This window comes from Pseudomonas sp. NFIX10 (assembly GCF_900111955.1).
GTDB classification, from domain to species: domain Bacteria; phylum Pseudomonadota; class Gammaproteobacteria; order Pseudomonadales; family Pseudomonadaceae; genus Aquipseudomonas; species Aquipseudomonas fluorescens_AA.
Genome location: NZ_FOKH01000024.1, coordinates 14,627 through 41,165 on the forward strand (window position 1 = coordinate 14,627; position 26,539 = coordinate 41,165).

23 protein-coding genes and 2 pseudogenes are annotated in these 26,539 nt (G+C 63.2%); 12 read left to right on the forward strand and 13 right to left on the reverse strand.

What is annotated here, in order from left to right; translation table 11 throughout:
- Positions 1-11 precede the first annotated feature (11 nt).
- From BM321_RS20595 to BM321_RS20610, 4 genes are all read left to right on the forward strand, one after another.
- Positions 12-2,126 carry a glycosyl transferase family protein gene (locus tag BM321_RS20595; RefSeq protein ID WP_092333913.1) on the forward strand — a complete coding sequence of 705 codons (2,115 nt, stop codon included), beginning with the start codon at positions 12-14 and terminating at the stop codon, positions 2,124-2,126.
- Positions 2,123-3,931 carry a bacteriophage N4 adsorption protein A gene (locus BM321_RS20600; RefSeq protein ID WP_092444399.1) on the forward strand — a complete coding sequence of 603 codons (1,809 nt, stop codon included), beginning with the start codon at positions 2,123-2,125 and terminating at the stop codon, positions 3,929-3,931. The genes BM321_RS20595 and BM321_RS20600 overlap by 4 nt, the downstream gene beginning before the upstream one ends.
- A 177-nt stretch (positions 3,932-4,108) precedes the next feature.
- Positions 4,109-4,891, forward strand: a complete 783-nt coding sequence (locus tag BM321_RS20605) for an alpha-amylase family protein (RefSeq protein ID WP_092444497.1) — start codon at positions 4,109-4,111, stop codon at positions 4,889-4,891.
- Between the two features lie 200 nt (positions 4,892-5,091).
- Complete coding sequence (locus BM321_RS20610) at positions 5,092-5,340, forward strand: phage infection protein (protein ID WP_092444401.1); 249 nt, start codon at positions 5,092-5,094, stop codon at positions 5,338-5,340.
- Between the two features lie 186 nt (positions 5,341-5,526).
- On the opposite strand, the gene BM321_RS20615 is transcribed toward BM321_RS20610, so the two are convergent.
- The 5 genes from BM321_RS20615 to BM321_RS20635 all read right to left on the reverse strand — a co-directional run bounded on the left by BM321_RS20615 (position 5,527) and on the right by BM321_RS20635 (position 11,384).
- Complete coding sequence (locus tag BM321_RS20615) at positions 5,527-6,984, reverse strand: amidase (protein ID WP_092444403.1); 1,458 nt, start codon at positions 6,982-6,984, stop codon at positions 5,527-5,529.
- A gap of 17 nt (positions 6,985-7,001) precedes the next feature.
- Positions 7,002-8,258, reverse strand: a complete 1,257-nt coding sequence (locus BM321_RS20620; RefSeq protein WP_092444405.1) for an MFS transporter — start codon at positions 8,256-8,258, stop codon at positions 7,002-7,004.
- Between the two features lie 12 nt (positions 8,259-8,270).
- The gene (locus tag BM321_RS20625) at positions 8,271-9,203 is read right to left on the reverse strand and encodes a SphA family protein (RefSeq protein WP_092444407.1); all 933 of its coding nucleotides are present in this window, start codon (positions 9,201-9,203) and stop codon (positions 8,271-8,273) included.
- Positions 9,204-9,272: 69 nt separating this feature from the next.
- A complete protein-coding gene (locus BM321_RS20630; protein ID WP_092444409.1) occupies positions 9,273-10,265 on the reverse strand; it encodes a helix-turn-helix domain-containing protein in 993 nt (330 codons plus the stop codon).
- A 111-nt stretch (positions 10,266-10,376) separates the two neighbouring features.
- Positions 10,377-11,384, reverse strand: coding sequence for an ABC transporter substrate-binding protein (locus BM321_RS20635; protein ID WP_092444412.1), 1,008 nt, complete (start codon positions 11,382-11,384; stop codon positions 10,377-10,379).
- A 366-nt stretch (positions 11,385-11,750) separates the two neighbouring features.
- Between BM321_RS20635 and BM321_RS31370 the strand changes: the two are divergent.
- The 3 genes and pseudogenes from BM321_RS31370 to BM321_RS20650 form a co-directional block, all read left to right on the forward strand.
- A pseudogene (locus tag BM321_RS31370) lies at positions 11,751-12,101 on the forward strand (DJ-1/PfpI family protein); the annotation flags it as partial.
- A 62-nt stretch (positions 12,102-12,163) separates the two neighbouring features.
- A pseudogene (locus BM321_RS30085) lies at positions 12,164-12,325 on the forward strand (NAD(P)/FAD-dependent oxidoreductase); the annotation flags it as partial.
- 262 nt (positions 12,326-12,587) lie between these two features.
- Complete coding sequence (locus tag BM321_RS20650; RefSeq protein WP_092327910.1) at positions 12,588-13,499, forward strand: LysR family transcriptional regulator; 912 nt, start codon at positions 12,588-12,590, stop codon at positions 13,497-13,499.
- Positions 13,500-13,568: 69 nt separating this feature from the next.
- Here the strand turns inward: BM321_RS20650 and BM321_RS20655 are convergent, their stop codons facing one another.
- The 6 genes from BM321_RS20655 to BM321_RS20680 form a co-directional block, all read right to left on the reverse strand.
- Positions 13,569-14,609 carry an ABC transporter substrate-binding protein gene (locus tag BM321_RS20655; protein WP_092444414.1) on the reverse strand — a complete coding sequence of 347 codons (1,041 nt, stop codon included), beginning with the start codon at positions 14,607-14,609 and terminating at the stop codon, positions 13,569-13,571.
- A 181-nt stretch (positions 14,610-14,790) separates the two neighbouring features.
- Positions 14,791-15,960 carry an acetylornithine deacetylase gene (gene argE, locus BM321_RS20660; RefSeq protein WP_092444416.1) on the reverse strand — a complete coding sequence of 390 codons (1,170 nt, stop codon included), beginning with the start codon at positions 15,958-15,960 and terminating at the stop codon, positions 14,791-14,793.
- Positions 15,953-16,627, reverse strand: coding sequence for a DUF1028 domain-containing protein (locus BM321_RS20665; RefSeq protein WP_092327906.1), 675 nt, complete (start codon positions 16,625-16,627; stop codon positions 15,953-15,955). Before BM321_RS20665 ends, argE begins: the two co-directional genes overlap by 8 nt.
- A gap of 10 nt (positions 16,628-16,637) precedes the next feature.
- Positions 16,638-17,048 (reverse strand): RidA family protein, encoded by a 411-nt coding sequence (locus tag BM321_RS20670; RefSeq protein ID WP_092444417.1) that lies wholly within the window; start codon positions 17,046-17,048, stop codon positions 16,638-16,640.
- Complete coding sequence (locus BM321_RS20675) at positions 17,048-18,373, reverse strand: flavin-containing monooxygenase (protein WP_092444419.1); 1,326 nt, start codon at positions 18,371-18,373, stop codon at positions 17,048-17,050. Before BM321_RS20675 ends, BM321_RS20670 begins: the two co-directional genes overlap by 1 nt.
- A gap of 248 nt (positions 18,374-18,621) precedes the next feature.
- Positions 18,622-19,536, reverse strand: coding sequence for a LysR family transcriptional regulator (locus tag BM321_RS20680; RefSeq protein ID WP_092444421.1), 915 nt, complete (start codon positions 19,534-19,536; stop codon positions 18,622-18,624).
- A gap of 123 nt (positions 19,537-19,659) precedes the next feature.
- Between BM321_RS20680 and BM321_RS20685 the strand changes: the two genes are divergently transcribed.
- Positions 19,660-20,499, forward strand: coding sequence for a pirin family protein (locus BM321_RS20685; RefSeq protein ID WP_092444423.1), 840 nt, complete (start codon positions 19,660-19,662; stop codon positions 20,497-20,499).
- Between the two features lie 44 nt (positions 20,500-20,543).
- Complete coding sequence (locus BM321_RS20690; protein WP_092444425.1) at positions 20,544-21,638, forward strand: alkene reductase; 1,095 nt, start codon at positions 20,544-20,546, stop codon at positions 21,636-21,638.
- Positions 21,639-21,699: 61 nt separating this feature from the next.
- Here the strand turns inward: BM321_RS20690 and BM321_RS20695 are convergent, their stop codons facing one another.
- Positions 21,700-22,755 (reverse strand): LacI family DNA-binding transcriptional regulator, encoded by a 1,056-nt coding sequence (locus BM321_RS20695; protein WP_092327896.1) that lies wholly within the window; start codon positions 22,753-22,755, stop codon positions 21,700-21,702.
- Positions 22,756-22,882: 127 nt separating this feature from the next.
- Here BM321_RS20695 and BM321_RS20700 point away from each other — a divergent pair, with 127 nt between their 5' ends.
- The 3 genes from BM321_RS20700 to BM321_RS20710 all read left to right on the forward strand — a co-directional run bounded on the left by BM321_RS20700 (position 22,883) and on the right by BM321_RS20710 (position 25,985).
- Positions 22,883-23,806, forward strand: a complete 924-nt coding sequence (locus BM321_RS20700) for a TIM barrel protein (protein WP_092444426.1) — start codon at positions 22,883-22,885, stop codon at positions 23,804-23,806.
- 18 nt (positions 23,807-23,824) lie between these two features.
- Entirely contained in the window at positions 23,825-24,994 is a 1,170-nt protein-coding gene (locus tag BM321_RS20705) for a Gfo/Idh/MocA family protein (RefSeq protein WP_092444428.1), read from the forward strand.
- An 88-nt stretch (positions 24,995-25,082) separates the two neighbouring features.
- The gene (locus BM321_RS20710; protein ID WP_092444429.1) at positions 25,083-25,985 is read left to right on the forward strand and encodes a sugar phosphate isomerase/epimerase family protein; all 903 of its coding nucleotides are present in this window, start codon (positions 25,083-25,085) and stop codon (positions 25,983-25,985) included.
- A gap of 6 nt (positions 25,986-25,991) precedes the next feature.
- Here the strand turns inward: BM321_RS20710 and BM321_RS20715 are convergent, their stop codons facing one another.
- Positions 25,992-26,450, reverse strand: a complete 459-nt coding sequence (locus BM321_RS20715; protein ID WP_092444431.1) for a metallophosphoesterase family protein — start codon at positions 26,448-26,450, stop codon at positions 25,992-25,994.
- Positions 26,451-26,539: the final 89 nt, after the last annotated feature.

Below are 26,539 nucleotides of genomic sequence, written 5' to 3' on the forward strand. Positions count from 1 at the left end.
GGTAACCTTTGATGACGTCGCTTTATTGGCCCTATTGGCTGGCCCACTACTATAACTACCTGGAAGCCGCGACCATTGTGGTCGCGGTACTGATCCTGATCTCCAGCCTGGACGATCTGATCATTGACGTGTGGTACTGGTCTCGCCGCCTGTACCGCAAGTTCACCGTGGATCGCAAATACCGGCCGCTGACCGCCGAGCAGCTGTTGGCCCGGGACGAACAGCCGTTGGCGATCATGGTCCCGGCCTGGCTGGAATACGACGTCATCGCGCCGATGATCGAAAACATGGTGTCGACGCTCGACTACCAGAACTACGTCGTCTTCGTCGGCACCTATATCAACGACCAGCGCACCATCGACGAAGTCGAGCGGATGCGCCGGCGTTACAAGCAGCTGCACCGCGTGGAAGTGCCCCATGCCGGGCCGACCTGCAAGGCTGACTGTTTGAACTGGGTGATCCAGGCGATTTTCCTGCACGAGAAAACCCATGGCATGACCTTCGCCGGCGTCGTGCTGCACGACAGCGAGGACGTGCTGCATCCGCTGGAATTGCGCCTGTTCAACTACCTGTTGCCGCGCAAGGACATGATCCAGTTGCCGGTAGTCTCGCTGGAACGCAACTGGTACGAATGGGTGGCGGGCGTCTACATGGACGAGTTCGCCGAATGGCACGGCAAGGACCTGGTGGTGCGTGAAAGCATGACCGACACCGTGCCCTCGGCCGGCGTCGGCACCTGTTTTTCCCATCGCGCCCTGCGGGTACTGGCCGGCGAAACCGAAAACCAACCGTTCAACACCGACAGCCTCACTGAAGACTATGACGTCGGCGCGCGGTTGGCCAAGGTCGGCATGAACGCGATTTTCGTGCGCTTCCCGGTGCAGTTCCGGGTGCTGCGCAAGTCCTGGTTCCGCAAGCCCTATGAATCGACCCTGACGATGCCGCTGTGCGTGCGTGAGTTTTTCCCCGATACCTTCCGCACCGCCTTTCGGCAAAAGGCTCGCTGGACCCTCGGCATCGGCCTGCAAGGCTGGGAACAGATGGGTTGGAATGGCTCGCTGGCCAACCGATACCTGCTGTTTCGCGACCGCAAAGGTGTGGTGACAGCGTTCATCAGCATCATTGCCTATGTGATCCTGGTGCAACTGCTGGGCCTGATCATTCTGCGCAACAGCGGCTTGTGGGACGTCAGTTTCCCTACGCCCTTTGAAACCAATGGCGTGATCAAATACCTGTTGCTGGCCAACGGCGTTGCCTTGGCTTGGCGGATCGTGCACCGCTACTACTTCACCACGGTGCTGTATGGCTGGCAGCACGGCCTGCTGTCGATCCCGCGCATGCTGGTGGGCAACTTCGTCAACTTCATGGCCGCCTCTCGCGCCTGGCGCATGTTCCTGGTGGGCAAGGTGATGAACCGCAAGCTGGTCTGGGACAAGACCATGCATGACTTTCCATCCACGGACCTGGTCGCCATCGCACCGCGTCGCCTGGGCAGTGTATTGCTGTCCTGGCAAGCCATTACTGACACCCACCTGCAAAGCGCCCTCGACGAACAGCAGTCGCGTCATGTGCCGTTGGGGCGAATTCTGCTCAATAACGGCTGGCTGGACGACGAAACCCTGGCCGAAGCCATCGCGTTCCAGAATGACTTGCCGCGGGTCTTCGACGTGGCCGAAAAAGCCGCAGCCTCAACCTCGTCGCTGGCCAGCGAGTTTGCCTTGCGCTGGCGCGTCATTCCCCTGGGGCGCAATGGCGAAGGATGTGAACAGATCGCCGTCGCCAACCCGCTTTCCGATGAAGGTCTGCAACAGGTCAGCGCCGAACTGGGCAGCGAACCGGTGCAACTGATCGCCCGGGAGAGTGAAATTCTCGCGTTGTTGCGCCAATTGCCGGCGAACAACGGTCATGCCGTACCGAATGCCAGCGCGCCGCTGCTGGGCGATCTGCTGATCGAAATGGGCCTGCTCGATCGCGATCAGTTCAGTCGCGCCATGCTGCAGTATCGTCCGCAGCATCACGGCCGGATCGGCGACTACCTGGTCGACAGCGGCGTATTGCCCCGGGCGACGATCGAACAGGTGGTGGCACGCCAGCACAGCCTCTACCCAATGGAGCTTCCGGCATGAACCGCCCCCTTTTGACCCTCTTGGCCGCGGGGCTGAGCCTGATTCCCGTGCTCGCGTCCGCCGAAACACTGCCGCTGCCGTTGACGGGGCCGGCCTACACCACCGCCAACGAGGCCTACAGCGCCTACGAGCGCAAGGACTACGACCTGGCCATCGCCAAGGCGCGCGAAGCCCTGCGCCTGCGCGCCGACGTGACGCGCCTGAACACACTGATCGAGTTGGCCGAGCGGGACAAGAAACTACGCGACCAGCCGCAAACCGCCAGGTCATCCCGCACCGCGCCGCCAGCACCGGGCTTCGCCGCCGCGTCCCAGGGCTTCAAAGCCTATGATCGCGAACAATTCGGCCTGGCCGCGCAATCGGCCCGCAAGGCCATCACCCAGGCACCCCGACGCCGGGAATACCGGTTGCTACTGGTCGACGCCCTGCAGCGCCAGCAACATCTGGAAGAAGCCGACCAAGCTGTTACCGATGCGCTAGGGGTCTTCACCCATGACACTACATTGCTGATGCGACGCAAAGAAATTCGCCGCCAACTGGCAGCACCGCTGGCGGTCCAGGGCTACCGCGCCCTGCAGCAAGGCAACCGAGCCCTGGCTGTGGAAAAGGCCCGCAAAGCCGTGGCCTGGGCTCCGGAAATCGCCGCCAACCAGCAACTGCTCGACAGTGCGTTACTCGATGCCAATGATTCCGACGCACCGGTCCTGGAGTGTCAGGAAAGCGCCTTCGGCCTGACGTGCGCCACCCGGCCGGTCAACACCTATGAGCGGGCACCGGTGAGCGATTTGCAGCTTGCTTATGATTCGGTCCGCAGCGGCGATGACGAGGCGGCCCACGCCGCGTTCCGCAAGGCCGACGCCACTGATCCACTGAAGCCGGCGGCAGCCCAGGACGCGGCCTACAACGCGATGCGTGTCAATGAAGACGACGAAGCCGTCGCGTACTTCAAACGCGTGATCGACGGGCAAAAAACTGCAGAAACACCCATGTCCGCGCAACAACTGTTCGATACCCGTCGCGCCGTGGGCGACGTTTCGCGCAGGATGGGCCTGACCAGCACCACCAGCTATCGCGGCAACAGCTCCAGTGGCCTGAGCGCCGCGCCGAGCACCGGGGGCAGCGGCAGCCAAAGCAATGATTTGCTGCAAAACAGCACCGAGCTGTCCTGGCGCCCGTTGGGTTATCGCAACGCTCGCTTTGTCGAACTCTACGGGCGTATCACCGATACCCTGTGGAGCAAGAACAGCGATTCGGACACCGGCGCCGATGCCCTGCAAGGCGCTGTTGGCGTGCGGGTCAAACCCTTCAGTTCCGTCAACATCATGGCCGCCCTTGAACGCACCTTCCCCCTTGGATCGTCCAATGTCGACGGCGACTGGCTGGTGCGCCTGGGCTACGGTTCGAGCATCGGTACCGACCTGCGGGTCGATGTGCCGAACTGGTGGACCTCGCAGTTGTATGCCGAGGTCGGCCATTACATCAATGACTCGCGCAATTACTTCAACAGCGAATGGCAAGTGGGCCGCAGCTACGCCATCGGAGGGACCGGTTCGCGCTGGGTGACCTTCCCCCATGTCGTGGCGGCGATCGACTACGATTCGAAGATGAAGAGCGAAGCCGGTGGCGGCTTTTCTTCCGGCGACGCCGGGGGGATCGGGATAGGAAACAACGTACGCTACTGGTTCCGGGAAGACGCCTACAACGCGCCACGTTCCTATGTGGATTTTTCCCTGCAATACCGAGCCAGGGTGTTCGGCGAGGATCGTGCCAAAGGGGTGTTCGCGCGCTTGACCTACTCCTATTGATCCGCTGGATGTGCCAGTCGGTCCATCGCTACGAAAAGCGGCTCGTCTTGCCGAGTCGCGACTACACTGCATCCAGAAGGAACTTGTTTGAAAAGCTTCGCAACGTTCATCCATCGCAAGACTGTCGCGGCGCTGTTACTGGCCGCGCTCCTCGCCGCAGGTACAGGGACGTACTACATGACCACCCGCGCGGCACCGAACATCGTCGGCATTGTCTGGCAGCCTGACAACCAGACCGTCAACATCAGTGGCAATTGGGAAAAACTGGGCGTGCACGAACTGCTGGTGCAATGGACGGTGGTGGACGACCAGGCCTTCGTGCCCGGCACCGGCCTGACCAGCGTGCCGGTACTGCCGGATTGGGCGCGCATCGCCAAGGCGCCCTGGGCCCAGGATGTCATCCTCGGGCTGGCCGGCTATTTCAGCGAGAACCGCTCTCGGGACGAAATCGAGCAACTGGCGGCGCTGTCGGAGCGCATCGCCGGGTTACCCACGCCATTGCATATCACCGGTTGGTATTTTCCGGCTGAAGTCGACCCCAGCTGGTCAGGCGCCACGGAGTTGCCGGCCCTGCTCGCCAAGCTGCCGCGACCGCTGTGGATCAGTGTCTACGATGGTGCCAACATCGGCCCCACCGCCACCGCAGACTGGCTCAAGCAATGGCTGCCGAACGATATCGGCGTGTTTTTCCAGGACGGCGTCGGCGTCTACGCCCGCACCGCCCCGGTGGCCCGGAACTACGCCGATGCCCTGCGTGATCGGCTTGGCAAGGACCGCGTGCGGATCATCGTCGAAGCCTTCCGCCCCCAATACGGCGGCGGTTTCCGCGCCGCCACCGTCGCCGAGCTCAAGCCACAACTGGCGGCCTATTCAGGCTACCCGCTCTACCTGTTCGATGGCCCGCACTACATGACCCCGGCATTGGTGGATCGGCTGAAGCAAGCCTTGGCCCAGCCCTGATCAGGCATTTGAACCTATCCGCTCGCCCTCGCTTACCGAGTTTGTATCGGTTTGTATATCCAATGCGGGCTGATACGAAATGATGGATTTCGCCCCTTCTGGTACACATCGTCGATACATCCGCGCGTTTAACTGTGATCACCGGACAGCAACACCTTCGTTGCCACCGGCCCACTCAATCAAGCGCAAGGAGAATCACCATGTTCAACTTCTCGAAACTTTCGTCCATGGCAATCGCCCTGACACTGGTTGGCGGCGTCGGCCTGTCGAACGCTGCCTCGGCAAAGAACGCCCCGGCCCAGGCTGCGCATCAACTGGCTGAAGGCGGGTCCGATCGTTTGATCCAGAATCGCGTGGCCGAGGGCGGCTCTGATCGCTTGATCGACAATCGCGTGGCTGAAGGCGGGGCTGATCGGTTGCAGGAGCTGCGTGAACGCAGCGCGGTGTGAAGCGATTTTGTGGCCAGAGATTGCTTCCGCTGGACGCTGTAGGAGCTGGCGAAGCCTGCGATCTTCTGATCTTGAATCGTTCACTGCCGACTCAATTGGCAGCGCAAAGATCGCAGCCTCGCTTCGCTCGACAGCTCCTACGGGTGTCCACCCGCGGGAGCAGGCTCCCTCGCCACAATCACAGTTTCACCGCCGGCAGGCGTTGACCGCTGGGACTCGGCCGCGCCAGGGTTGGGCGCGTTCCAGCTGGGCGGCCAGGGCCAGCAAGGTGTTTTCCTCGCCAAAGCGCCCGGCAAAATGCGCGCCCATCGGCAACCCATTGGCGCTCCAGGACAACGGCACTGACATCGCCGGCTGGCCGCTGGCATTGAACAGCGCGGTGAACGGCGAATAGCTGTGGTAGCGCTCGATCAGTTGATCCAGGCTCATGCACACATCCTGCAGGTCCAGCTCGCCAATCAGAACCGGCTCGCGAGTCAGGACCGGGGTCAGGATCACGTCGTAATCCTGCATGAACACCGCCAACTGCCGGCCGAGGGCATGAATCCATTCCACCGCCGCGGCATATTGGGCGCCGCTGACGTTGCCCTTGTCCCGCAAGATGATACGGGTGCGCACCTCCAGTTCTTCGGCCTGCACGGCAAACCCACGCATCTGCCCCAGCAGGTCGACATAGTGACGAGAGCTGGCGCCAATGATGGTGAACACGTGGTCGAGAAACGCCAGCAACCCCACCGGCAGGCTCACCGGTTCGACGCGATGCCCCAGGGCCTCGCACAACCGGGCCGCCTCGCCCACGGCCTGGAGACTTTGCGGCGCGGTAGGCCAAGGGCCGAGCTGTTCGACCAGGGCAATGCGCAACGGCTTGGGATCCGCCTGCACCGCCATCACATACGGCAACGCCTGGACCGGCGCGGCATAGGGCGCCCCCAGGTCCATCCCGGCGGTGGCGTCCAGCAGCGCCGCACTGTCGCGCACCGACAAGGTAATCGCATGGGGCGTGCCCATCCCCGCCCAGCCCTCGCCCACTATCGGCCCCGACGGCATCAGGCCACGGCTGGGCTTGAACCCGAACACACCACAGCAAGACGCCGGCACCCGCAATGAGCCGCCGCCGTCGTTGCCATGGGCGAACGGCACCACGCGGGCCGCCACCAACGCCGCCGCGCCGCCGCTGGAGCCACCGGCGCTGTGCTCGCTGCTCCAAGGGTTGCGGGTGGCACCGAAGCGCGCGGACTCGGTGGAGTACGACGTGCCGAACTCCGGCGAAGTGCTGGTGCCCATCACTTGGCATCCGGCACGGCGCAGGCGCGTCACGATTTCCGATTCGAAATCCGCCCGCAAGTCGCCCAGTGCACGAGAGCCGTTGGTCATCGCCGCGCCGTGGACCGGCGAAAACAGGTCTTTGATCAAGGTCGGCACACCGGCCAGCAGGCCTTGGCCAGCCTGTGGCGTGCGCGCTGCTTGCCGGGCCGAATCGTACAAGCGCTCGGCCACCGCATTGAGTTGCGGCTCGACCCGCTCCAGCCGCTCGATGGCGGTTTCCAGCAGCTCGCCGGGCTGGACTTCGCCACGCCTGACCCACTCGGCCAGCGCCGTGGCGTCTTCACTGTCCATCAGATGGTGAATGTCTTGCATACCCATGTTTCAGGTTCCTTATGTCACGACGATTGATGTGATCCGACGGTGCTCGCCTGCCCCTGGCCCCGTGCGCGCAGGCCGGCAATGACCCAGAGCAGTGCCAAGGCAAAACTGGCCAGGGCCAGCCACTGGATGGCGTGACGCAGGTCACCGGCGAAGACAACCACCCACGCCACCACCAGCGGACTGACGAATTGGCCGATGTACAGGCACGAGGTAAACCCGCCCAAGCCCCGGCCGCGGGTGCTGGCGGTCAAGGCATTCATCACCGGCGCCATCACGTTGGGCACCAGCAACCCGGCCCCCAGGCCCTGGATGAACACCGCCACCAGCACAGCGTTGTAGCTTTGCCCGCGCATCAGCAACCACAGCCCCAGGCCCATCAGGCCGAGCAACAATGCGTTGCAACCGGCGATGCCGAAGCGACTGCGCAGCAACGGCCACATCAGCGAACCGCCCAAGGTCGCCAACAGGCTCAGTCCCGCCGCCAGGCCGATCAGCGTGCTGGAGGTGATGCCCAAGCTGACCAACAGCGTCGGCGCCTGGATCGGCATGATGAACGTCAGGACCATGCCGCCCAGGATCATCAGGTAGCCGACCAGCAGTGGCAGCACGGCGACCTTGGCCGGAACCGACTCATCGACGCGCGGCTCGACCCTCTGCCGCTTCGTCACTGGCGGTTCCCAAAGCACTTTCATCATGGCCGGCACCAGCAGCAGTGGCAGCAGATACAACAGGAATGGCGCACGCCACGAGTGCTCCCCGAGCACACCGCCCACCACGAAAAACAGCGCCCCCACCAGGCCGATAGTCACCACCTGCCGGTTGACGTAGCGCAGTCGCTCCTCGCCCTGCCAATAGTCGGCGATCAGCGTCGCGCAGCAGGTCATCACCGCCGCCTCCGTGCACCCGAACAACAGCCGCACACCGACAATCGCAGGCAGGCTATCGAGCAGGGCCGGCAAGGCGCCGAGCAAGGCGTAGAGCACCGTGGCGATCACCAGCAAAGCCTTGCGTCCAACCCGGTCGGCCAACCAGCCAGCCAACGGCGCGCACACGGCAATCGCCAGGGCCGGACCGGTGATCGCCAACGGCACCAGCAGATCGGCGCGCGGTTCCAGGGGAGCGAATTCGGCCCCCAACCGGGGCAGGATCGGCGTGACCATCACAGCGCCCATGATCGTCAGGCTGCTGCCCAGCATCAGCACCCCGCCTTCACGCCAACTGGCCTGGCGCGACGGGGTGGCCGCCGTTGAAACGGAACTTGATTGGTTCATGACGAGCCCCTTCTAGAAACTGTGGGAAATACGCAGCGCCGCGGTATAGCCCTCGGCGCGGTTGCGCGCATCGAGCTCCTTGTAGACATGCAGCCACACGGGTGGAATGCCGGGCTTGAAGTAGCTCAGCGCCGGCCCGACGGCCAACACCCGGGCGCGATTGCCGGCTTCCAGCCCCGGGGCGTCGTCATCGGTGAACTGACGGTAGTAGTACCCGCCCACGCCCAAGGTCCATGGCCCGACGTGCTGGCCCACGGCAAATTCGTGACGGTACTCGACGCCGTTCTTGTAGTCGGTGGCGTGGTTGCGGGTGTTGATGTCGGCTTCGAAGCTCGAAGACACCTCGAAGCCGCTGTCGGAGATGTACGTGGCGTTGAGGATCGGCGAGAAAGTCCAGTGGTTGAGACCCGGCGAGATCAAGCGATCCTTGTCGTAGTCGCCGGTGGGGGCCTGGATCTGGAACTGGGCATTGACGAACAGGTTCGGCGAAAGGGTCCACTGCAGGATCACCGGCAACACCTGCATGTCGGCCATGCGAAACGGATCGGCTTTCAGGTCCAGTGGGCCGACAGGGGTCTGCACCTGTAGCGAAGCGTCCATCTGGAAAAACGGCACGACGGTGCCGAAGCCATACTTGGCGCCCAACACGGTGTAATCGGTCATGCGCATGTAGGCGACGCCGATGGACAAGACATCCAGGGAGAAGTTGTTGTCTACGGATTTGCCGTGGCGATCTTTCTGCGCGTTGGCCGAATAGAACGCGGTGCGCAGGCCGACGGTGCCAAAGGGCGTGGCCGGCGGCATCATGCCAGCGCCGAAATCATAGACCCCGATCGCCGTGGTCGGCGCGCCGTTTTCGGTGCCATAGGCAGCGGTGCAGGCGCCGATCAGCCCCAGGGTCAACCACGTACAGTGCCAGACGTTTGTTTTTTTGTTTTGGTACATCGAATGCCCCTCCGACCATGTGGTGTCGGGGTCATCCTAGGGAGCCGGCCGGTCAGCCGTTATCCGTTTTCAGCACAGATGCGTGCGACGCAAGGTGTGTGATGGGGTTTCGCCGAACAGGGTCCGGTAATCACTGGAAAACCGGCTCAAATGCCAGAACCCCCAGCGTGCCGCCACCTCCTGCACACCCAGCACCTGATCGCCATTGCGCAGCTCACGGCGCACCGCATTGAGGCGCAACGCCCGCAGGTAAGCCACCGGATTGATGCCCAGGGTCTCTTGGAAGCAATACTGCAGTTTGCGTCGGCTGGCACCGATGTGATTGCACAGGTCGAGGATCGACAGCGGCTCATCGACATGGGCCAGGGCGTACTCCCGGGCGCGGTCGACCATGCGTTTGCGCGCCGTGGGACTGAGCGGCGGCGCTTCGTCCGGCGCCACCAGTTCCAGTATGTGCAACATCACCGTGTCACGCAGGCCCCGGCGAATCGACTCGTACCCCAGCAACGAATCACGCCCCTGCTCGCCCCCTTCAAGCTCATCGAACAACGCCGCAAGCTCGGCGGGCAGCGTCGAGTTGCCAAGACGGTAACACTTGGGAAGATCGGTAATTCGAAAGCGGCTGCCTTGTCGCTCCAGCACATGCTCCAACGCCTGCTCGTCGATGGCAACACCGAGCAGATCCAGATGCTGGGGCGTGCGCAACTCAGGCAGGTTATGCCCATGGGCGACCAATAGGCTGGGTTCGACAATCGGGTGCCCGGAGCAAAAGACCGGCCCATCCGCACTCAGCGGCACGCTGAAGGTGATGGCGCCCTCCCAGGCCATGCCCCGCTTGGTCAGGGCCTGGTTAGAGCGGTCGCGCACCAACTGCATCCAATCCGAGCGGAACTCGATCAACTCGCCGTCGAAACGACCGGGAGTCAACTGGTCATAGCAGACCTGCCAGCCCTCCATGTTGCGGGCGTGCTCGTCGATGTCCGTGGTACGGAAGCGATTGATCGGCAGCATCGGCAACCCATCCGGCGAGACCGCTGGCTGCGCCATGTTGTCATTGTTCATTGACCCGACCTTTGATGATTCCAGGGCTTATGGGTCAAAGCTCAGGCAAGTTCCATTCCGCCCCGTGGACCGGTCGTGCGATTGTGCCGAAAACGGATAACCGGCCCGGATTCAGCTGCCGGCGTCGGCATGGGCTTCTTCGAAGAAATAGTCCTTCCAGCTGTCGGCCTTGTTGTTCAACACGCCCAGTTCATGCAGTTTTTCGGCATAGATGTAGGTGCGTTGCGGAACGACGGTGAAGTCGATTTCGGGGTCGGTGACGATTTTTTCCACCAGTGCCAGCGGCAACTTGGACTGTTCAACGCGGATGTAAGTCTGGGCAGCGGCCGGCTTGTCGGCCTTGATGATGCCTTGCGCCTCCACCAGGGCATCGTAGAACGCCTTGTAGGTCTTGGGGTTTTCGTCGTGGAATTTTTCCGTGGTGTAGAGCACGTTGAACGTCGCCGGCCCGCCCAGCACATCATAGGAACTGAGCACCTTGTGCACATTGGGGCTTTGCAGTGCCTGGTACTGGAACGGAGGGCTGGAGAAGTGCGAATTGATCTCCGACTGGCCGGCGATCAGCGCCGCCGTCGCATCCGGGTGCGGAAGGCTGACCGAGATGTCGTCGAATTTCTTGAAGTGATCGTTGCCGAACACCTTGGCGGTTTCGATCTGCAACGTGCGCGACTGGAATCCGACCCCTGCGGCCGGGACAGCGATCCGGTCCTTGTCGGTGAAGTCCTTCAGGCTCTTCACGTTCGGGTTGTTGGTCAGCAGGTAGTTGGGCATCGACCCCAGCGAGGCGATGGCCTTGACGTTCTGCTTGCCGCGGGTCCGATCCCAGATCGTCAGCATCGGTGGAACACCTGCCGACACCACATCCAGAGCGCCGGTCAGCAAGGCCTCATTCATCGCCGTCGCGCCGGAAATGCTGTTCCAGTCCACTTTGATATCCAGGCCCTGGGCCTTGCCATGCTTCTCGATGAGCTGCTGGTCACGCACCACATCCAGGATCAGGTAGCCGATACCGAATTGCTGGGCGATGCTGATCTTGCCCTCGGCGTGGGCCAAGGGATTGAGCAGCGCAGTGGCCGCCAGGGAAACCAACAAGGTGAGCGCAGGACGCTTGAAAGCCATGGTCTGATAAACCTCACAGTAGGTGGAAGACTGAAGGGCACGACTTTAAAGCTATAAGAATATTATTTTAAATACCTTAATGGCATATCAATAGCACCTAAATGTTCGGCATCCGAGTCCATGAAATCGCCCTCACGAGCACGTTCCCTTGATAACCTTGCAGGCCTCCCTGACGAACGCCAGCGCAAAGCGAACATGAACGAGATGACCCTGGCTATCGGCATCGCCGCCGAGTCCGTTTCCCAGCCGCGCACCCTGGTATTCCTGGCCTACCCGCAGATGGGTTTGCTGGACCTGACCGGGGCCCAGACCGTGTTCTGGGCCGCCACCAAAGCCATGACCGAGCGCGGCCTGCCCGGCTACGCCATGCACACCGCGAGCCTGGCTGGCGGGTTGATGCAAAGCGCCGAGGGCCTGGTCGTGGATACCCGTGCCCTGCATGAGCTCGACGGAACGCTCATCGACACGCTGATCGTCCCCGGCGCACCGGACATTCGGCAGGCAATGATCGACTGTGTCGACCTGGTGCACTGGCTGCGCAAGGCCTCGGTCCAGGCCAGGCGCACCGCATCGGTGTGCAGCGGCACCTTCCTCATGGCACAGGCCGGTTTGCTGGACGGACGCCGGGCCGCCACCCATTGGGCCATGTGCGAGATGCTCAAGAGCGGTTTCCCGTCGGTTGAAGTGGACCTCGATGCAATCTTCATCCAGCAGGGCAACGTGTGGACCTCGGCCGGTGTCAGTGCCGGCATCGACATGGCCCTGGCATTGGTCGAAGCCGACTGGTGCTCGCGACGGGCAGCCAGTAGGTTCGCCCCGACCTGGTAGGCATGATCGAGCATGCCTTCGACGTTGATGAAATCGAACAGGCCACCCGTCTCGAAGCCCATATCAAGTCGCTGAAAAATCTGCCGGACAGCCCGGCCCGCAACACCGTGGTGGCTGATCGCGCAACCGCCCTGGCCGCCGCCGACCCGTTGATCCCGGTAGCCTGAAACCCGTTTCCGCCCCCACCAATCCCTCCTTTTTCACCGGCCTTTCCCAGACGCCTGCCAACGATCCTTGGGCAGGCGTTTTTTCCGGCGCTCGTCCCCAAGCCAGCCTGAATATCGTCACTGCCCAGCAAAATCCGTATCAATGCCCGCCCACCGCCCTCGGTGCACAAGGTAAGGTAGGCAGAAATCATCCGGATCGAGGTGTGCCGTGGCGTCCTATTCCTTGCGTCAGCTGAAGTACTTCGTCACCACCGTCGAATGTGGCAGCGTCGCCGAAGCCTCTCGCAAGCTGTACATCGCCCAGCCGTCGATCGCCTCCGCCATCAAGGGCCTGGAAGACAGTTTCGGTGTGCAATTGCTCATTCGTCATCACGCCCAGGGCGTATCGCTGACGCCCGGCGGCGCGCGCTTCTATCGCAAGGCCCAAGAGCTGTTGCGCATGGCCCGGGAGTTCGAGCAGAACGCGCTGGCCGATAACGATGTGGTCAGCGGGCAGATCGACATCGGCTGCTTCGAAACCGTCGCCCCGCTCTACCTGCCACGGCTGATCGCGGGTTTTCGCCAGCGCTTCCCGGGGGTGGAAATCCGCGTGCAGGATGGCGAGCAACAGGAGCTGGTGCAAGGCCTCACGGGGGGGCGTTTCGACCTGGCGATTTTCTATGAACACGACCTCGACAGTACCATCGAGACCGAAGCACTGACGGCGCCGCAACGCCCCTACGCGTTGTTGCCGGTGGGGCATCGCTTCGCCGACCAGGCCCAGGTATCGCTGCGCGACCTGGCCCTCGAACCGATGATCCTGCTGGATGTGCAGCCCAGTCGCACCTATTTCGTGAGCATCTTCGAGGAGTTGGGCTTGACGCCCAACATTGTCTTCAGCTCGCCCTCCATCGAGATGGTGCGGGGCATGGTCGGCCAGTCCTTTGGTTTTGCCGTACTGGTGACCCGGCCGCAGTCCGCCTGCACCTACGATGGGCAACACCTGGTGTGCGTCGACATCGCCGAGGACGTGACCGGTTCGGCATTGGTGGCAGGCTGGCTCAAGCGCGCGCACCTCACCAAACCGGCCCAGTTGTTTGTGGACTACTGCAAGGAACAGTTCAGGCAATGGCTGCCTTGAGCCAAGGGATATGAACGCAACCCTGCTTTTGTGGCGAGGGGATTTATCCCCTCGCCACAGGTGCTATGTCTAGCGAGCCGCCCAGGCGTTGAAGCGTTGTTCCAGTTCCTCGCCATGGTCGACCCAGAACTCCGCGTCCACGGCTTGGGCTTCAGCCAGGTTGGCCTCGGCGGTGGGCAACTGTTCCTGTACCGCCGTCGGCAACAGCGCCAGTGCCTTGCGGTGCACCGGCCCATAAGGGATGTTTTCCGAAAACACCTTCTGGGTCTGCGGCTGGCTGGCAAAGGCAATGAACTGCTCGGCCAGGGCCTTGTTCGGCGTGCCCTTGACCACGGCCCAGTACTCCGGGTCGTAGAGGCTCTGCGGCCAGACGATGCTCAGCTTCATGCCTTCTTTCTGCGCCGACGCGATACGTCCGTTGTAGGCCGCACTCATCGCCACGTCCCCCGCCACCAACCACTGCGCCGGTTGCGCGCCGGCTTCCCACCATTGGATGTTCGGCTTGATCTGGTCGAGCTTGGCGAATGCCCGGGACACGCCTTCCGGGGTGTTCAGCACCTTGTACAAGTCCTGCGCCTTGACCCCGTCGGCCAGCAAGGCGATTTCCAAGGTGTACTTGGCGCCCTTGCGCAGGCCGCGTTTGCCCGGGTACTCGGCAACGTTCCAGAAATCCGCCCAGGACTTGGGCGCCTTGGCGAGCTTGCTCTGGTCATAGGCCAGGACCATCGACCAGACGTAGGTGGCGACCCCACATTCATTGAGCGCTCCCGGCACATAGTTCGCCGGGTCGCCAAGGCCTGCCAGGTCGAGTTTCTCGAACAGCCCCTCCTCACAACCACGCAACAGCTCGGGGCTCTCCACTTCGACCACGTCCCAGCTGGTGTGGCCGGCGGCGACCATGGCCTTGATCTTCGACAATTCACCGTTGTATTCGCCAGCCACGATGTTTCCCGCGCCGCTGGCGTTGAAAGGTTGGAAGTAGGCCTTGTCCTGGGCCTGCTTGGTGGCGCCGCCGAAGGAAATCACGGTCAGGCTCTGTGGCGCGGCCAGGACACTGGTACTCAGCAACGCCAGGGCACACGCAATATTGCAACGCAAGGATCTGGACATGAAGCGGTTCCTCGAAAATACCGGCTCGCCCGCACGAGCCGGTGACGGGACTCAAAAGTGACCGTAAATACGGGCGGCAAGGTCTACAGCAAAGGCTCTTGTCGGCCTGTTCATGGGTGTCGCCTGGCTGACCGCGAGGAATCTCCTTCCATTGAAATCGTCCTCCTCAGGCACCTTGCGGTCAGCAATCATTGGGTTCACAGAGATAGCTCGCCAGCCGATCCATCAAGCGGTCGCAGGCGGCCATTTGTTCAACGCTCACGTATTCGTCGGGCTTGTGCCCCTGGTCCATGCTGCCGGGGCCACAGACCACCGTCGGCACCCCGGCCTGATGGAACAGGCCGCCTTCGGTGCCAAAGGCGACGGTGCCGAACGCGTCGCTGCCGCACAGTTGCGCAACCAGTCGGGCGGCCGCGCTGTCAGGCGAAGTGGCCAGGCCCGGGTAGGCCGACAACGGTTCGAAGCGGATCGCCGTATCCCCCGCCACCGCCTGCATGGCCGGCAGCAGAGTCTGCTCGGCATAACCTTGCAATTGCTCGGCCACCACGAGGGGATCGAAATCCGGCAAGGCGCGCACCTCGAAATCGAAACGACAGTCCGCCGGAACGATGTTCAGCGCCGTGCCGCCGTGGACCACCCCGACCTGCACTGTGGAAAACGCCGGGTCGAAGCGCGGGTCGTGCCGCGAGGGTTCGGCCAGTTGCGCGCCGATCTCGCCCAACCGTCCGATCAGGCGCGCCGCCTGTTCGATGGCGTTGACTCCGTAAGGGGCATAGGCCGAATGACAAGCCGCCCCTCGGACATGACAACGCATCGCCAGCTTGCCTTTATGCCCCAGCACCGGTCGGAGTTGGGTGGGTTCGCCAATCAGGCACAGGGCCGGTTGCGCAATCCGCCGGACCAGCACCTCCAGCAAGCTGTGAACACCCAGGCAACCCACCTCTTCGTCATAGGAAAACGCCAGGTGCACCGGTCGCCGAAGGGGGCTGGACAAGAACACCGGCACTGCCGCGAGCACCGAGGCCAGATAACCCTTCATGTCCGCCGTGCCGCGCCCGAACCATTTGCCGTCCATCTCGGTCAGGCAGAACGGATCGACCGTCCAGGCCTGCCCGTCCACCGGCACCACGTCGGTGTGCCCGGACAACACCACGCCACCGGGCACCGCCGGGCCGATGCTCGCCAGCAGGTTGGCCTTGGTTCGCTCGGCGTTGTAGATCAGCTCGCTGTCCACGCCCAGCCCTTGCAAGTAGTCGCGCACGAACTCGATCAAGGCCAGGTTCGAATCGCGGCTGACCGTGGCAAAGCTCACCAGCTCGGCAAGCAGCGCGCGACTGCGCGGCTCACTCATCGCCCGGCACTCCATAACTCGGCGCCAGGGTCGGGTTGAGCGCACGGGTCAGGTAATCCTGCAATTGCGGTTGATAGGCGAGCCAGAGTTTTTCCAGCTCGCCGATGGGATTTTCCTCGGCCCAATCCACCCGCAGATCGACGATGGGCCAGGTCAGGTCATCGACCACCGACAGCGCCGCCGAATGCACCGCCCCGGCCTCCCCGCCCGCCGCCTGCCCAGCCTGCAGCGCGCTCATCAAGCGTGAGGCAAGACAACCACCGCCCTGCTCGAAGGCCGTGACCATGGCCTCGATCACCCCAGCGTTGGCCAACAGATTGCCGGCCGCCACGCATTGCTCACCGGTCACGGCGTTGTGGGTGCCCAGGGTATGCTCGCCGCTGAAAATCGCCGTGCGGCCCTCGGCATCGATCACCGCCACTTGCCGGTATTGGCTGTAGCCGTTGCGCGCCAGGGTCCGCTCCAGCGCCGCTTGCGCCGCCAGGCCGCCCGCCAGTTCATCGAGAACCTGCGGGCCCAAGGCCGGCAGAGTAATGTTCTGGCTCGACACCGCGCCGACGCCCGCGCGCAACCAGGGGCAACGGGCACCGACGGCAATGCTCGAGGAACTGATGGCGATGCCCAACTGGCCGGTTTCGACACAGCGTCCAACGATGGAAAAGGTCATGTTCCGTTCCTTACTCAGGGATCACCGCGATCACGTCGATTTCCATCAGCCACTGCGGCTGGCCCAGGGCACTGACCACCAGGCCGGTGGAAATCGGAAACACGCCTTTGAGCCACTTGCCGACCTCCTGGTACACCGGCTCGCGATAGCGCGGGTCGATCAGGTATGTCGTGGTCTTGACGATGTGGCTCAGGTCACTGCCGGCCTCTTCCAGCAATTGCTTGACGTTGCGCATGGCCTGCTCGGCCTGGGCACGAGGATCGCCCAGCCCCACCAGATGGCCGTCGAAATCGGTGCCGACCTGGCCGCGCACATAGACGGTGTTGCCGGCGCGCACGGCCTGGCACAGGTCGTTGTCCAGCGTCTGGTTCGGGTAGGTGTCCTTGGTATTGAACATGCGAATACGCGTGTGAGTAGGCATCAACGAACTCCCGTGAGACTGGTTTTCGAACGGTGTGAATCGCTGTCGAGGACCTGGGTCTGGCGCTGGGCAGCATCTTGATAGGCGAGATAAATGCGTTGCTTCACGATGTGGTCGGCAATATGCCGGGCGTCATGCCAGACGCCCCAGATGAACGCCGAGCCCCGTCGCGACAGCCAGGGCAAGCCGACGAAATACAGGCCCGGTTCAGTGGAAACGCCACGCTGATGCCGAGGCTTGCCATTGGCGCCGAGGGCGTCGACCTTCAGCCAGCTGTAATCCACCGAGTAGCCGGTGGCCCAGATGACACTGGTCACGCCGGCGGCAACCAGGTCCAGTTCCAGGATCGGCTGGGTCAGGCATTGCGGATCAGGCAGCCGGTGACGAGCTTCAGGTTCGAGGGGCAGGTCTAGGCCGTTGCGGGCGATGTAGGCGTCGGCGGCATCCAGCAGCGCCAGGTAGTTTTCGTCGCCGCGGGCGATGTTCTCGGCCAGGTTGTCTTCGAAGGTCACCACGCTGCCCTTGAACGCTTTCGTCAGGCCCACCAAGGTGATGCCTTCGTGGGCCAGCCGACGGAAATCCACGGTATGCCCCCCACGGGCACCGCTTACCGCGATGGTGACGTGCTCCTTGCCAGGCTTGACGGCCTCCGCATCCCATTCGCCGAGCACGCCCAGCCACCAACAGAAATCGCGGTTGCGATAAGCCCGGGGCGGACGATCATGAGCCCCTACCGAGAGATAGACCTGCTTGCCGGCGCGCTGCAGTTCATCGGCGATCTGCACCCCTGACGACCCGGCACCCACCACCAACACCGCCCCCTCGGGCAATTGCCCGGGGTTGCGATACTGAGCCGAGTGAAGCTGGGTGACCGTCGCCATGTCCGGCGCAATCGGTGGAATCACCGGCCGCTGGAAGGGCCCGGTGGCGACGACCACGTGGATCGCTTCGATCAGGCCTTCGGAGGTTTCAACGGTGAAGCCCGGACGGCCGATATTGCGCTCGACGCCCCGGACCTCCATGCCCGTACGGATCGGTGCGTTGAATTGGCGGGCATAGGCTTCGAAGTAATCGGCTACCTGGTCCTTCGTCGCGAAGGCATCCGGGTCGAGCCCTTCGAATTCCAACCCCGGAAAGCGGTCGTGCCAGGCCGGCCCATTGGCCACCAGCGAATCCCAACGCGCCGTGCGCCAGGCCTCGGCAATCCGATCGCGCTCGACCACCAGGTGAGGCACGCCTTGCCGGCTCAGGTGCTCACTCATGGCCACGCCGGCCTGGCCGGCGCCGATGACGAGCGTATCGATGTGTAGAGTTTCAACAGGCATGTCTGTGCACTTCCGACAATAGGTTCGATTCAGGCCGGCATGGCGCCGCCTCGGGTTCGGTGTTCTTGTTGTTCCGCGGTTGCGGTTATCGAGATGAGGTGTCGAGGCGATTGTGTTGGCAGGCGGGAATTTGCGAAACGAGGGTTTTTATCGTTGCAGGGAAGGAAAAAACTGGATGAACGCCCGACGAGGGATCAGGCGTTTCAAGAGGGGTCAAGATCTGAAGGGAATGGATGTTACTGACCGGCCTACTCCAACCGCGCCGGAAACGCCTTGAGCTCCAGCTTTTCCATCACCAGCTCAATGAACGCCGAAACCGCCAACGGCAATTGGCGCCGGCTCGGATAAAGCACATTCAAACCAAAGCCGATGCGCTGGTACTGCGGCAGCACCCGTACCAGCCTTCCGGCTTCCAGGTCCACGCGGCTCAGCGCCGAGGGCAGCACGGCGATGCCCAGGCCCGCCACGGCAGCCTTGCGCTGCGCCTGAGCGGTGTTGGCGTTGAAGCGGCTGGGAACCTGCACCTCCTGCTCGGCGCCGTCCGGGCCAATGAGCCGCCAGTGACTCAAGCCGCTGGGATGGGCGAAGCTCACGCTGTCGTGGTGAGCCAGGTCCTGCAGCGAAGTCGGCGCACCGCGCTTGGCAATGTAAGCGGGACTGGCAACCATGCCGTCACCGTCGTTCTTGATGAGTTGGCGCCCGACATAGCCGGAGTCCTGTAGCGGGCCGCCGCGAAAGGCCACGTCGATGCGGTCGGCAATCAGATCGACACGGGCATCGCTGAGTACGAAATCAAGCTGCACCCGGGGGTGCGCGGCGAGAAAGTCCGCCACCCATTGCATCGGGAAAAAATCGAAGAAATCCGCCATCGCCGCGATACGTACCAGGCCACTGGGTTCATCGCTGCCCTTCATCAGTTCCTGCCCCGCCTCGGTCAGCCCGTCCACGGCGCCGACGCAGCGCTCATAGAACCCCTGCCCCACCTGAGTCAGCGTGAGCTTGCGGGTGGAGCGTTGCAGCAGTCGCGTCCCCAATTGCGCCTCCAATTGCTGGACGCGCCGGCTCACGGTATTGGACGGCATGCCCAAGCGCCTCGCCGCTTCGGCAAAGCTGCCGCTGCGCACCACCTGGACAAACAGGGCGACATCATTCAGATCGAGCATCGGGGCGCTATTCCTTCATTTTTTGGATGAGTTCAATCCGATTGTATCGACTAATCAATCTATTGCCAGGCACTTATCCTTCTCCCATCGAGACCACCAACGCTCAAGCATCCGAGGTCAACCATGAACAGCATCGTCGCAGCACCACCGCGCACCATCGTCCACCGCACCCGGGGCAACCGCCACGGGCCGATCACCCGCCTCATGAGTCCGGGCGACCTGGGCCAGCTCTGCAAGCCCTTTGTGTTTCTCGACCTCTTCGCCTTCCAGGCCGACGCCATGCACAGAGGTTTCGGCATGCACCCGCATTCCGGGATCGCGACGCTGACCTACATGATCGAAGGTCAGGTGGCCTACGAAGACACCACCGGGCAATCGGGTGTACTGCCCAGCGGTGGCATGGAGTGGATGCAAGCCGGTAACGGCGTATGGCACGACGCCCGGCCGGTCGGCAGCTCGTCGATCCATGGCTTCCAGCTTTGGGTCGCGCTGCCGGCCGCTGAAGAAAACGCTCCAGCCCACAGCGTCTACCTGGCACCCGCCGATATCCCCCGGGAAGGTCCGGCGCGGGTGTTGCTCGGCCAACATGGCGCGGCTCGCAGCAGCGTTGCAGCCCCGGCGGGCATGAACTACTTGGCCGTGCAATTGAAAGACCAGGAACGCTGGCGCTATACGCCACCGGCTGGGCACACCGTCGCTTGGCTGGCGGTCAACAGCGGCAGCCTCGAGGCTGGCGGCAATGTCAATGCCGGGGAAATGGTGGTGTTCGAAGAATCCGGCGCAGCCATCGACATCGTTGCCCGTGGCGCGACCTCCTTCGTACTCGGCTCGGCGGTCAAGCATCCCCACGACCTGGTGATGGGTTATTACTCCGTGCACACCAGCGAGGCAGCCCTGGAAAAAGGTGAAAAGGAAATCCAGCGCATCGGCACCGTTTTGCAACAAGAGGGTCGGCTGGCCTAGCCGCCCCTCGACTCAATTCTATCTGTTCTCTTTTGAGGTGAATCATGAGCAACGTCGGTCTCGATCTTCTGCTGTCCCGCGCCCAGGTCGGCAAGCTGTCCCTGAAAAACCGCATGATCATGGCCCCCATGACCCGCAGCCGCGCAGGTGCCGGTGACGCCGCCACGCCCCTCATGGCCGAGTACTACAGCCAACGCGCCAGCGCCGGCCTGATCGTCAGCGAAGGCTCCCAAGTGTCGGCCCAGGGCAAGGGTTACCTGAGAACGCCGGGGATTTTTACCCCCGAACAAATCGCCGGCTGGAAACACGTGACCGACGCGGTTCACGCCGAAGGCGGACAGATGTTCCTGCAGCTGTGGCACGTGGGCCGTCTGTCCCATCCTTTGGTGCAAGTCAACGGTGCCCAACCGGTAGCGCCCTCGGCGATCAAGGCCGATGGCGAGATCTACACCCCCGAAGGCCTCAAGCCTTATGAACTGCCGCGGGCGCTGGAGCTCGATGAAATCCCCGGCGTGGTGGCTGATTTCCGCCAGGCCGCTGTCAACGCGAAGCTGGCCGGCTTCGACGGCGTAGAGATCCATGGCGCCAATGGCTACCTGATCGACCAGTTCCTGCGTGACGGCACCAACCAACGCACCGATGCCTACGGCGGCTCGGTCGAGAATCGTGCCCGTTTCCTCAAGGAGGTGGTCGAGTCGGTGATCGAAGTCTTCGGGGCCAGCCGGGTCGGCGTGCGCCTGTCGCCGATCTTCAGTTACTTCTCGATGAGCGACAGCAACCCGCAGGCGACCTTCGACTACACGGCCAGGATGCTCAGCCGCTATGGTCTGGCTTACCTGCACATCGTGGAACTGGGTGAAGGCCCGTTCGACTTCCAGGCACTCAAACGCCGCTTTGGCGGGCCGTACATCGCCAATGGCGGCTACAGCGCCGAACGCGCCGCCACCGCCATCAGCAATGGTGAAGCGGACCTGGTGGCGTTCGGCACGCCCTTTCTGGCAAACCCGGACCTGGTGGAGCGTTTCAAACGGGGCCAGGCGCTGAACGCCCCTGACCCGTCGACGTTCTACCAAGGCGACGAGCGGGGCTATACGGACTATCCGACCCTGACAGAGGCTCAAGCAGGCCAAGAGACTTAATACCCAAGAGCTGAGGAGCGAACCTGCTCGCGATAGCGGTGGCTGAGAATGCATCAAACATTCAGGTGCTTTCCGGCACATCGATCTGAAGCGGCACCACCCGCCTCGGCACCGGTCCTGGCGGTGTGGTTGTCGCGGCCTCGACCAGTGCTTCGACCGCCTGTTCGGCCATGGTCACGACGGGATGGGACAGCACCGCCTGGACCAGCCCCGTCTTCAACGCCTCGCGTGTCAGCGGCGTCAGGTCGTGGCACACCACCACGGGCAGGCGAAGCTGCTGTTCATGGAAGCTGCGCAAGGCACGCAACACGCCGGCGATGCCGCCGCCGGCCACATACAGCCCCGCCAGCTCGGGCTCGGCCGTGAGCAAGTCCAGCGTATTGCCATACGCGAACTCATCGTCCTCCAACGTCAGGCGCGACGCGAGCAGCTCCCATTCGCTGGAGTGCTCGGCCAGATAACTGCGAAAGCTCAGCTCGCACAACTCCTGGCACTGGAAACGCTGGCTGCTGAGCATGACGGCCGCCGCTCCGGGTCGACTCGCCAGGCGGCTGATGAACCAACCTGCCGTACGGCCCGTGAGGCGATTGTCCAACCCGACATACCCCGTGCCGCTGACGCTGGACAGCTCCGACAGCAGCGCCACCACCGAGACACCTGTCTCGCGCAATTGCGCAACCGCCTCCCGGACCCGGGGATGGTCCACCGCCACCACGCCCAGGCCGTCCACTTGATCGCGCAGGGCCAGGATGCGTTGCGCCACGATCACCGGGTCGAGGTCATCCAAATAACCCATCACCACGCGAATCCGTGCTCGCCTGCAGGTCGCGGCAGCGTTTGACAAGGCGTGGGCGAGCCCTTGGTAAAAAGGCACGCCGCTTTTCTGCAGCAGGAAGCCAAGCCGCAAGGTCGGACGGTCGTTGAGTACCCGTTGTTCGATAACGCCCTTGGCATGGAACCCCAACCGCGCGGCGGCTGCAGCGATGCGTTGGGCCGTGTCGGCACGCACATCGGCACGCAGGTTCAGCACCCGGTCGACGGTGGACAGGCTGACCCCGGCTTCCCGAGCGACATCGGCCATGGTGGGGCGAAGTAATCGGCGTGGTTTTTCTGACATGTTTTGACACCTCTACTGGGCATCATGAGGGGTTTTGACAGATTAAGCCATCACCCCATGGCCCTCTCCCCGGCAGCGCAATAGCATCAGGCCAAGCACATAAAAACAAACACCGCCGGAGTGCTTCATGACGATCCACATCTGCACCGCGCCTTGCTGCTGGGGCGTCGACGACGTCAAGAATCCTTTCCTGCCACCGTGGCGCCAGGTGCTCGACGAAGCGGCCGAGGCCGGCTATCGCGGCATCGAGCTGGGGCCATACGGTTACCTGCCATTGGACGCCGAAACCGTCAGTCCAGCCTTGTCCGAAAAGGGCCTGCAGGTGGTCGCCGGGACGATCTTCGACGACCTCGTCAACCCCGCCAACCTGCCCGAACTGCTGCGTCAGACCCACAATATCTGTGCGTTGCTCAAGCAATTGCCCGCCCTGAAAAAGCAAACCGGCCAGCGCCATGCCGGGCCCTACCTGGTGATCATCGACTGGGGCCACGAGGCGCGCGACTACGCAGCCGGTCACTCGGACCGCGCGCCCCGCCTGGACGATGCACGCTGGCACACGATGATGACGCACATCCGCGCCATCGCCGACATCGCCTGGCATCAGTACGGCATCCGCGCGGTCATCCATCCCCACGCCGGTGGTCACGTCGAGTTCGCCGACGAGTTGGCGCGCCTGGTGGACGACATTCCCGATGAAGTCGCCGGGTTGTGCCTGGACACCGGCCATCTTTACTACGCCGGCATGGACCCGGTCGCGTCGCTGCGCACCTATGCCCATCGCCTGGACTACTTGCACTTCAAGGACATCGACCCGGCGGTGTTCGACCAGGTGCTGAACGAACGCATCCGCTTCTTCGACGCTTGCGCCCGGGGCGTGATGTGCCCCATCGGGCGTGGCGTCATCGACTACCCGGCGCTGTACAGCCTCGTGCATGAACTGGGTTACGTGGGCTGCATTACCGTCGAACAGGAGCGTGACCCACGCCATGCGCAGGGCAGCCTCGACGACGTGGCCGCCAGCCGCGCCTACCTGGCCCGCATCGGTTTCTGATCACACAAGGACAACGTCATGATCAACGGCAGCAAAACAATCACACGGCCCATCCGCTGGGCCATGGTGGGCGGCGGCGAGCACAGCCAGATCGGCTACATCCACCGCTCGGCGGCTCTGCGCGACCGGAACTTCGAACTGGTCGCCGCGGCGCTGGATATCGACCCCGTCCGTGGCCGGGCCTTCGGCGAGCAATTGGGTATCGACCCCGCGCGCTGCTATGCGGATTACCTGAGTCTGTTCGAGCTGGAGGCGCAACGCCCTGATGGGATTGAGGCGGTGTCGATCGCCACGCCCAACGGCACCCATTACGCCATCACCCGCGCCGCCCTGGAAGCTGGGCTGCATGTGATCTGCGAAAAGCCGCTGTGTTTTACCCTCGAACAGGCCGAGGCGCTGCGCACCCTGGCGCACGCCAAGGGACGCATCGTGGGTCTGACCTACGGCTACGCCGGGCACCAGTTGATCGAACAGGCCCGGGCGATGATCGCGGCCCAGGAATTGGGCGAGATCCGCATGGTGCACATGCAGTTCGCCCATGGTTTTCACAGCGCGCCGGTAGAGGCACAGAACCAGGCGACCCAGTGGCGCGTCGACCCGCGCCAGGCCGGGCCCAGCTATGTACTGGGGGATGTCGGCACGCACCCGTTGTATTTGTCCAAGGTGATGCTGCCCGACCTCAAGATCAAACGCTTGATGTGCAGCCGGCAAAGCTTCGTTGCCAGCCGCGCCCCGCTGGAGGACAACGCCTACACCTTGATGGAATACGAAGGCGGCGCCATGGGCATGGTCTGGTCCAGCGCCGTGAACGCCGGTTCCATGCACGGGCAGAAAATCCGCGTGATCGGCTCCCGTGCCAGCCTCCAATGGTGGGACGAGCGGCCCAACCAACTGAGCTTCGAGGTCCAGGGCCAACCGGCGCAGATCCTGGAGCGCGGCATGGGCTACCTGCACCCCGCCGCGCTGCGGGACGACCGCATCGGCGGCGGCCATCCCGAAGGGCTGTTCGAAGCCTGGTCCAACCTTTATAGCCGCTTCGCCCTGGCCATGGATGCGGCCAACCGCGGCAATGCCGAGGCGCTGGCCGCCCTGCGCTACCCCGACATCGATGCCGGCGTGGATGGCGTGCGCTGGGTCGAACGCTGCGTGGAATCAGCCAACCTGGATTCAACCTGGGTCGCCTATTGATCCAATGCCCGCCAGCCAGGAAAAACACGTGTGGCGAGGGAGCAAGCCCCTCGCCACGGTCACGAGCGTTACTTGACGGAGAACAACAATGAAAATCGCCCTCGACCCCTACATGCACCGCCACCTGAGCCTGCCGGACCTGTGCCGCAAGACCGCCGAGCTCGGCTTCGAGTACCTGGAACTGTCGCCACGGGAAGACTTCCTGCCCTGGTGGGTACGCCCTCGCGCCCACAAGGAGCGGATCGCCGAGTTCAAGAAAGCCCTGCGCGACAACCATCTGCAACTGGCCTCGCTGCTGCCGATGTACCGTTGGGCCAGCCCTCATGAAGACGAACGCCGGGCAGCGGTGAACTACTGGAAGGAGGCGATCCAGGTCGCCGTGGAGATGGGTTGCACCACGATGAACTCGGAGTTTGGCCGCGGGCCGTCGCCTGATCGCGGGCATAAAGTCAGTTGCTGCGGTGGTGTGCACAGCCACGAATCGAGCGAAGCGGCCTGGTGGCGCTCGATGGAGGAACTGGTGCCTGTCCTGGAAAGCGAGGGCGTCACGCTGAACGTCGAGCCTCACCCGGAGGACTGGTGCGAAGCCCTGCAACCGGCCCTCGATATGCTCAAGACCCTCGGCTCGGACAACGTCAAGTTCCTGTACTGCACGCCCCACACCTTCTATTTCGGCGACGACATGAAAGCCATGATTGCCGAGGCCGGGTCGATGATCGCCCATGTCCACATCGCCGCCACCTACAACCACAAGGCCTCGTCCGGCCTGCGCTACATCATCAACCCACCCGGCGCCAAGGTCACCGTCCACCAGCACATGGACATGCACCAGGGCGAGATCGACTGGGACCTGTTCTTCAGTGAACTGGCCAAGACCGGCTTCGACGGCATCGTCACCGCGTGCGTATTCGGCTGGGAGGAACGGGCCGATGAATCCGGGCGTTTCATGCGCAAGGAAATCCAGGCCTACGTCGACAAGCACTTCAGGTAAACGGGCTCATTCCAACAACCGGACCAGCCGCGGCTCGATCGCCTGTTCACTCACCTCAAGCAGCGCCAGCGTCACCGGCAACTTGAACCGTCGCCGGCCGGCGCTGCCGGGGTTGAGGTAGAGCCGCTCGCCACGCCACTCGATCAGCGGTTTATGGGAATGGCCGGTGATCACCAGCCTCACGCCCGGGTCGAGTGGCGCCGGCACATCCGCGATGTCATGGACCAGCAGCACCGGCCATCCCCCCAAGTCGAATTGCAGGCAATCGGCAAGGTGCCCCGCCCACTCGGCCTGCAGATCGTTGTTTCCGCGCACCACGTGCAGTTCGCCGATGGATGCCAGGACGTCGAGGATTTCCGGGCTGCCGATATCACCGGCATGAATGATCCGCTCACAGCCTTGCAGCGCGGCAAGCGCTTCGGGGCGAAGCAGGCCGTGGGTATCGGAAATGACACCGACTTTCATGAAACCTTTCTCCCCGATCGTGTGTCGCCGCGTGTACCTGCCTCGTCGCAGTCAGCTAACATGCTGAATTCGAATAGGATAGGCTGCCC

What these genes read in the sequence shown, in the direction of transcription:
- BM321_RS20595 (WP_092333913.1), top strand. Translation starts at nt 12, where the DNA reads ATGACGTCGCTTTATTGGCCCTATTGGCTGGCCCACTACTATAACTAC.
- BM321_RS20600 (WP_092444399.1), top strand. Translation starts at nt 2,123, where the DNA reads ATGAACCGCCCCCTTTTGACCCTCTTGGCCGCGGGGCTGAGCCTGATT.
- BM321_RS20605 (WP_092444497.1), top strand. Translation starts at nt 4,109, where the DNA reads ATGACCACCCGCGCGGCACCGAACATCGTCGGCATTGTCTGGCAGCCT.
- BM321_RS20610 (WP_092444401.1), top strand. Translation starts at nt 5,092, where the DNA reads ATGTTCAACTTCTCGAAACTTTCGTCCATGGCAATCGCCCTGACACTG.
- BM321_RS20615 (WP_092444403.1), bottom strand. Translation starts at nt 6,984, where the DNA reads ATGGGTATGCAAGACATTCACCATCTGATGGACAGTGAAGACGCCACG.
- BM321_RS20620 (WP_092444405.1), bottom strand. Translation starts at nt 8,258, where the DNA reads ATGAACCAATCAAGTTCCGTTTCAACGGCGGCCACCCCGTCGCGCCAG.
- BM321_RS20625 (WP_092444407.1), bottom strand. Translation starts at nt 9,203, where the DNA reads ATGTACCAAAACAAAAAAACAAACGTCTGGCACTGTACGTGGTTGACC.
- BM321_RS20630 (WP_092444409.1), bottom strand. Translation starts at nt 10,265, where the DNA reads ATGAACAATGACAACATGGCGCAGCCAGCGGTCTCGCCGGATGGGTTG.
- BM321_RS20635 (WP_092444412.1), bottom strand. Translation starts at nt 11,384, where the DNA reads ATGGCTTTCAAGCGTCCTGCGCTCACCTTGTTGGTTTCCCTGGCGGCC.
- BM321_RS20655 (WP_092444414.1), bottom strand. Translation starts at nt 14,609, where the DNA reads ATGTCCAGATCCTTGCGTTGCAATATTGCGTGTGCCCTGGCGTTGCTG.
- argE (WP_092444416.1), bottom strand. Translation starts at nt 15,960, where the DNA reads ATGAGTGAGCCGCGCAGTCGCGCGCTGCTTGCCGAGCTGGTGAGCTTT.
- BM321_RS20665 (WP_092327906.1), bottom strand. Translation starts at nt 16,627, where the DNA reads ATGACCTTTTCCATCGTTGGACGCTGTGTCGAAACCGGCCAGTTGGGC.
- BM321_RS20670 (WP_092444417.1), bottom strand. Translation starts at nt 17,048, where the DNA reads ATGCCTACTCACACGCGTATTCGCATGTTCAATACCAAGGACACCTAC.
- BM321_RS20675 (WP_092444419.1), bottom strand. Translation starts at nt 18,373, where the DNA reads ATGCCTGTTGAAACTCTACACATCGATACGCTCGTCATCGGCGCCGGC.
- BM321_RS20680 (WP_092444421.1), bottom strand. Translation starts at nt 19,536, where the DNA reads ATGCTCGATCTGAATGATGTCGCCCTGTTTGTCCAGGTGGTGCGCAGC.
- BM321_RS20685 (WP_092444423.1), top strand. Translation starts at nt 19,660, where the DNA reads ATGAACAGCATCGTCGCAGCACCACCGCGCACCATCGTCCACCGCACC.
- BM321_RS20690 (WP_092444425.1), top strand. Translation starts at nt 20,544, where the DNA reads ATGAGCAACGTCGGTCTCGATCTTCTGCTGTCCCGCGCCCAGGTCGGC.
- BM321_RS20695 (WP_092327896.1), bottom strand. Translation starts at nt 22,755, where the DNA reads ATGTCAGAAAAACCACGCCGATTACTTCGCCCCACCATGGCCGATGTC.
- BM321_RS20700 (WP_092444426.1), top strand. Translation starts at nt 22,883, where the DNA reads ATGACGATCCACATCTGCACCGCGCCTTGCTGCTGGGGCGTCGACGAC.
- BM321_RS20705 (WP_092444428.1), top strand. Translation starts at nt 23,825, where the DNA reads ATGATCAACGGCAGCAAAACAATCACACGGCCCATCCGCTGGGCCATG.
- BM321_RS20710 (WP_092444429.1), top strand. Translation starts at nt 25,083, where the DNA reads ATGAAAATCGCCCTCGACCCCTACATGCACCGCCACCTGAGCCTGCCG.
- BM321_RS20715 (WP_092444431.1), bottom strand. Translation starts at nt 26,450, where the DNA reads ATGAAAGTCGGTGTCATTTCCGATACCCACGGCCTGCTTCGCCCCGAA.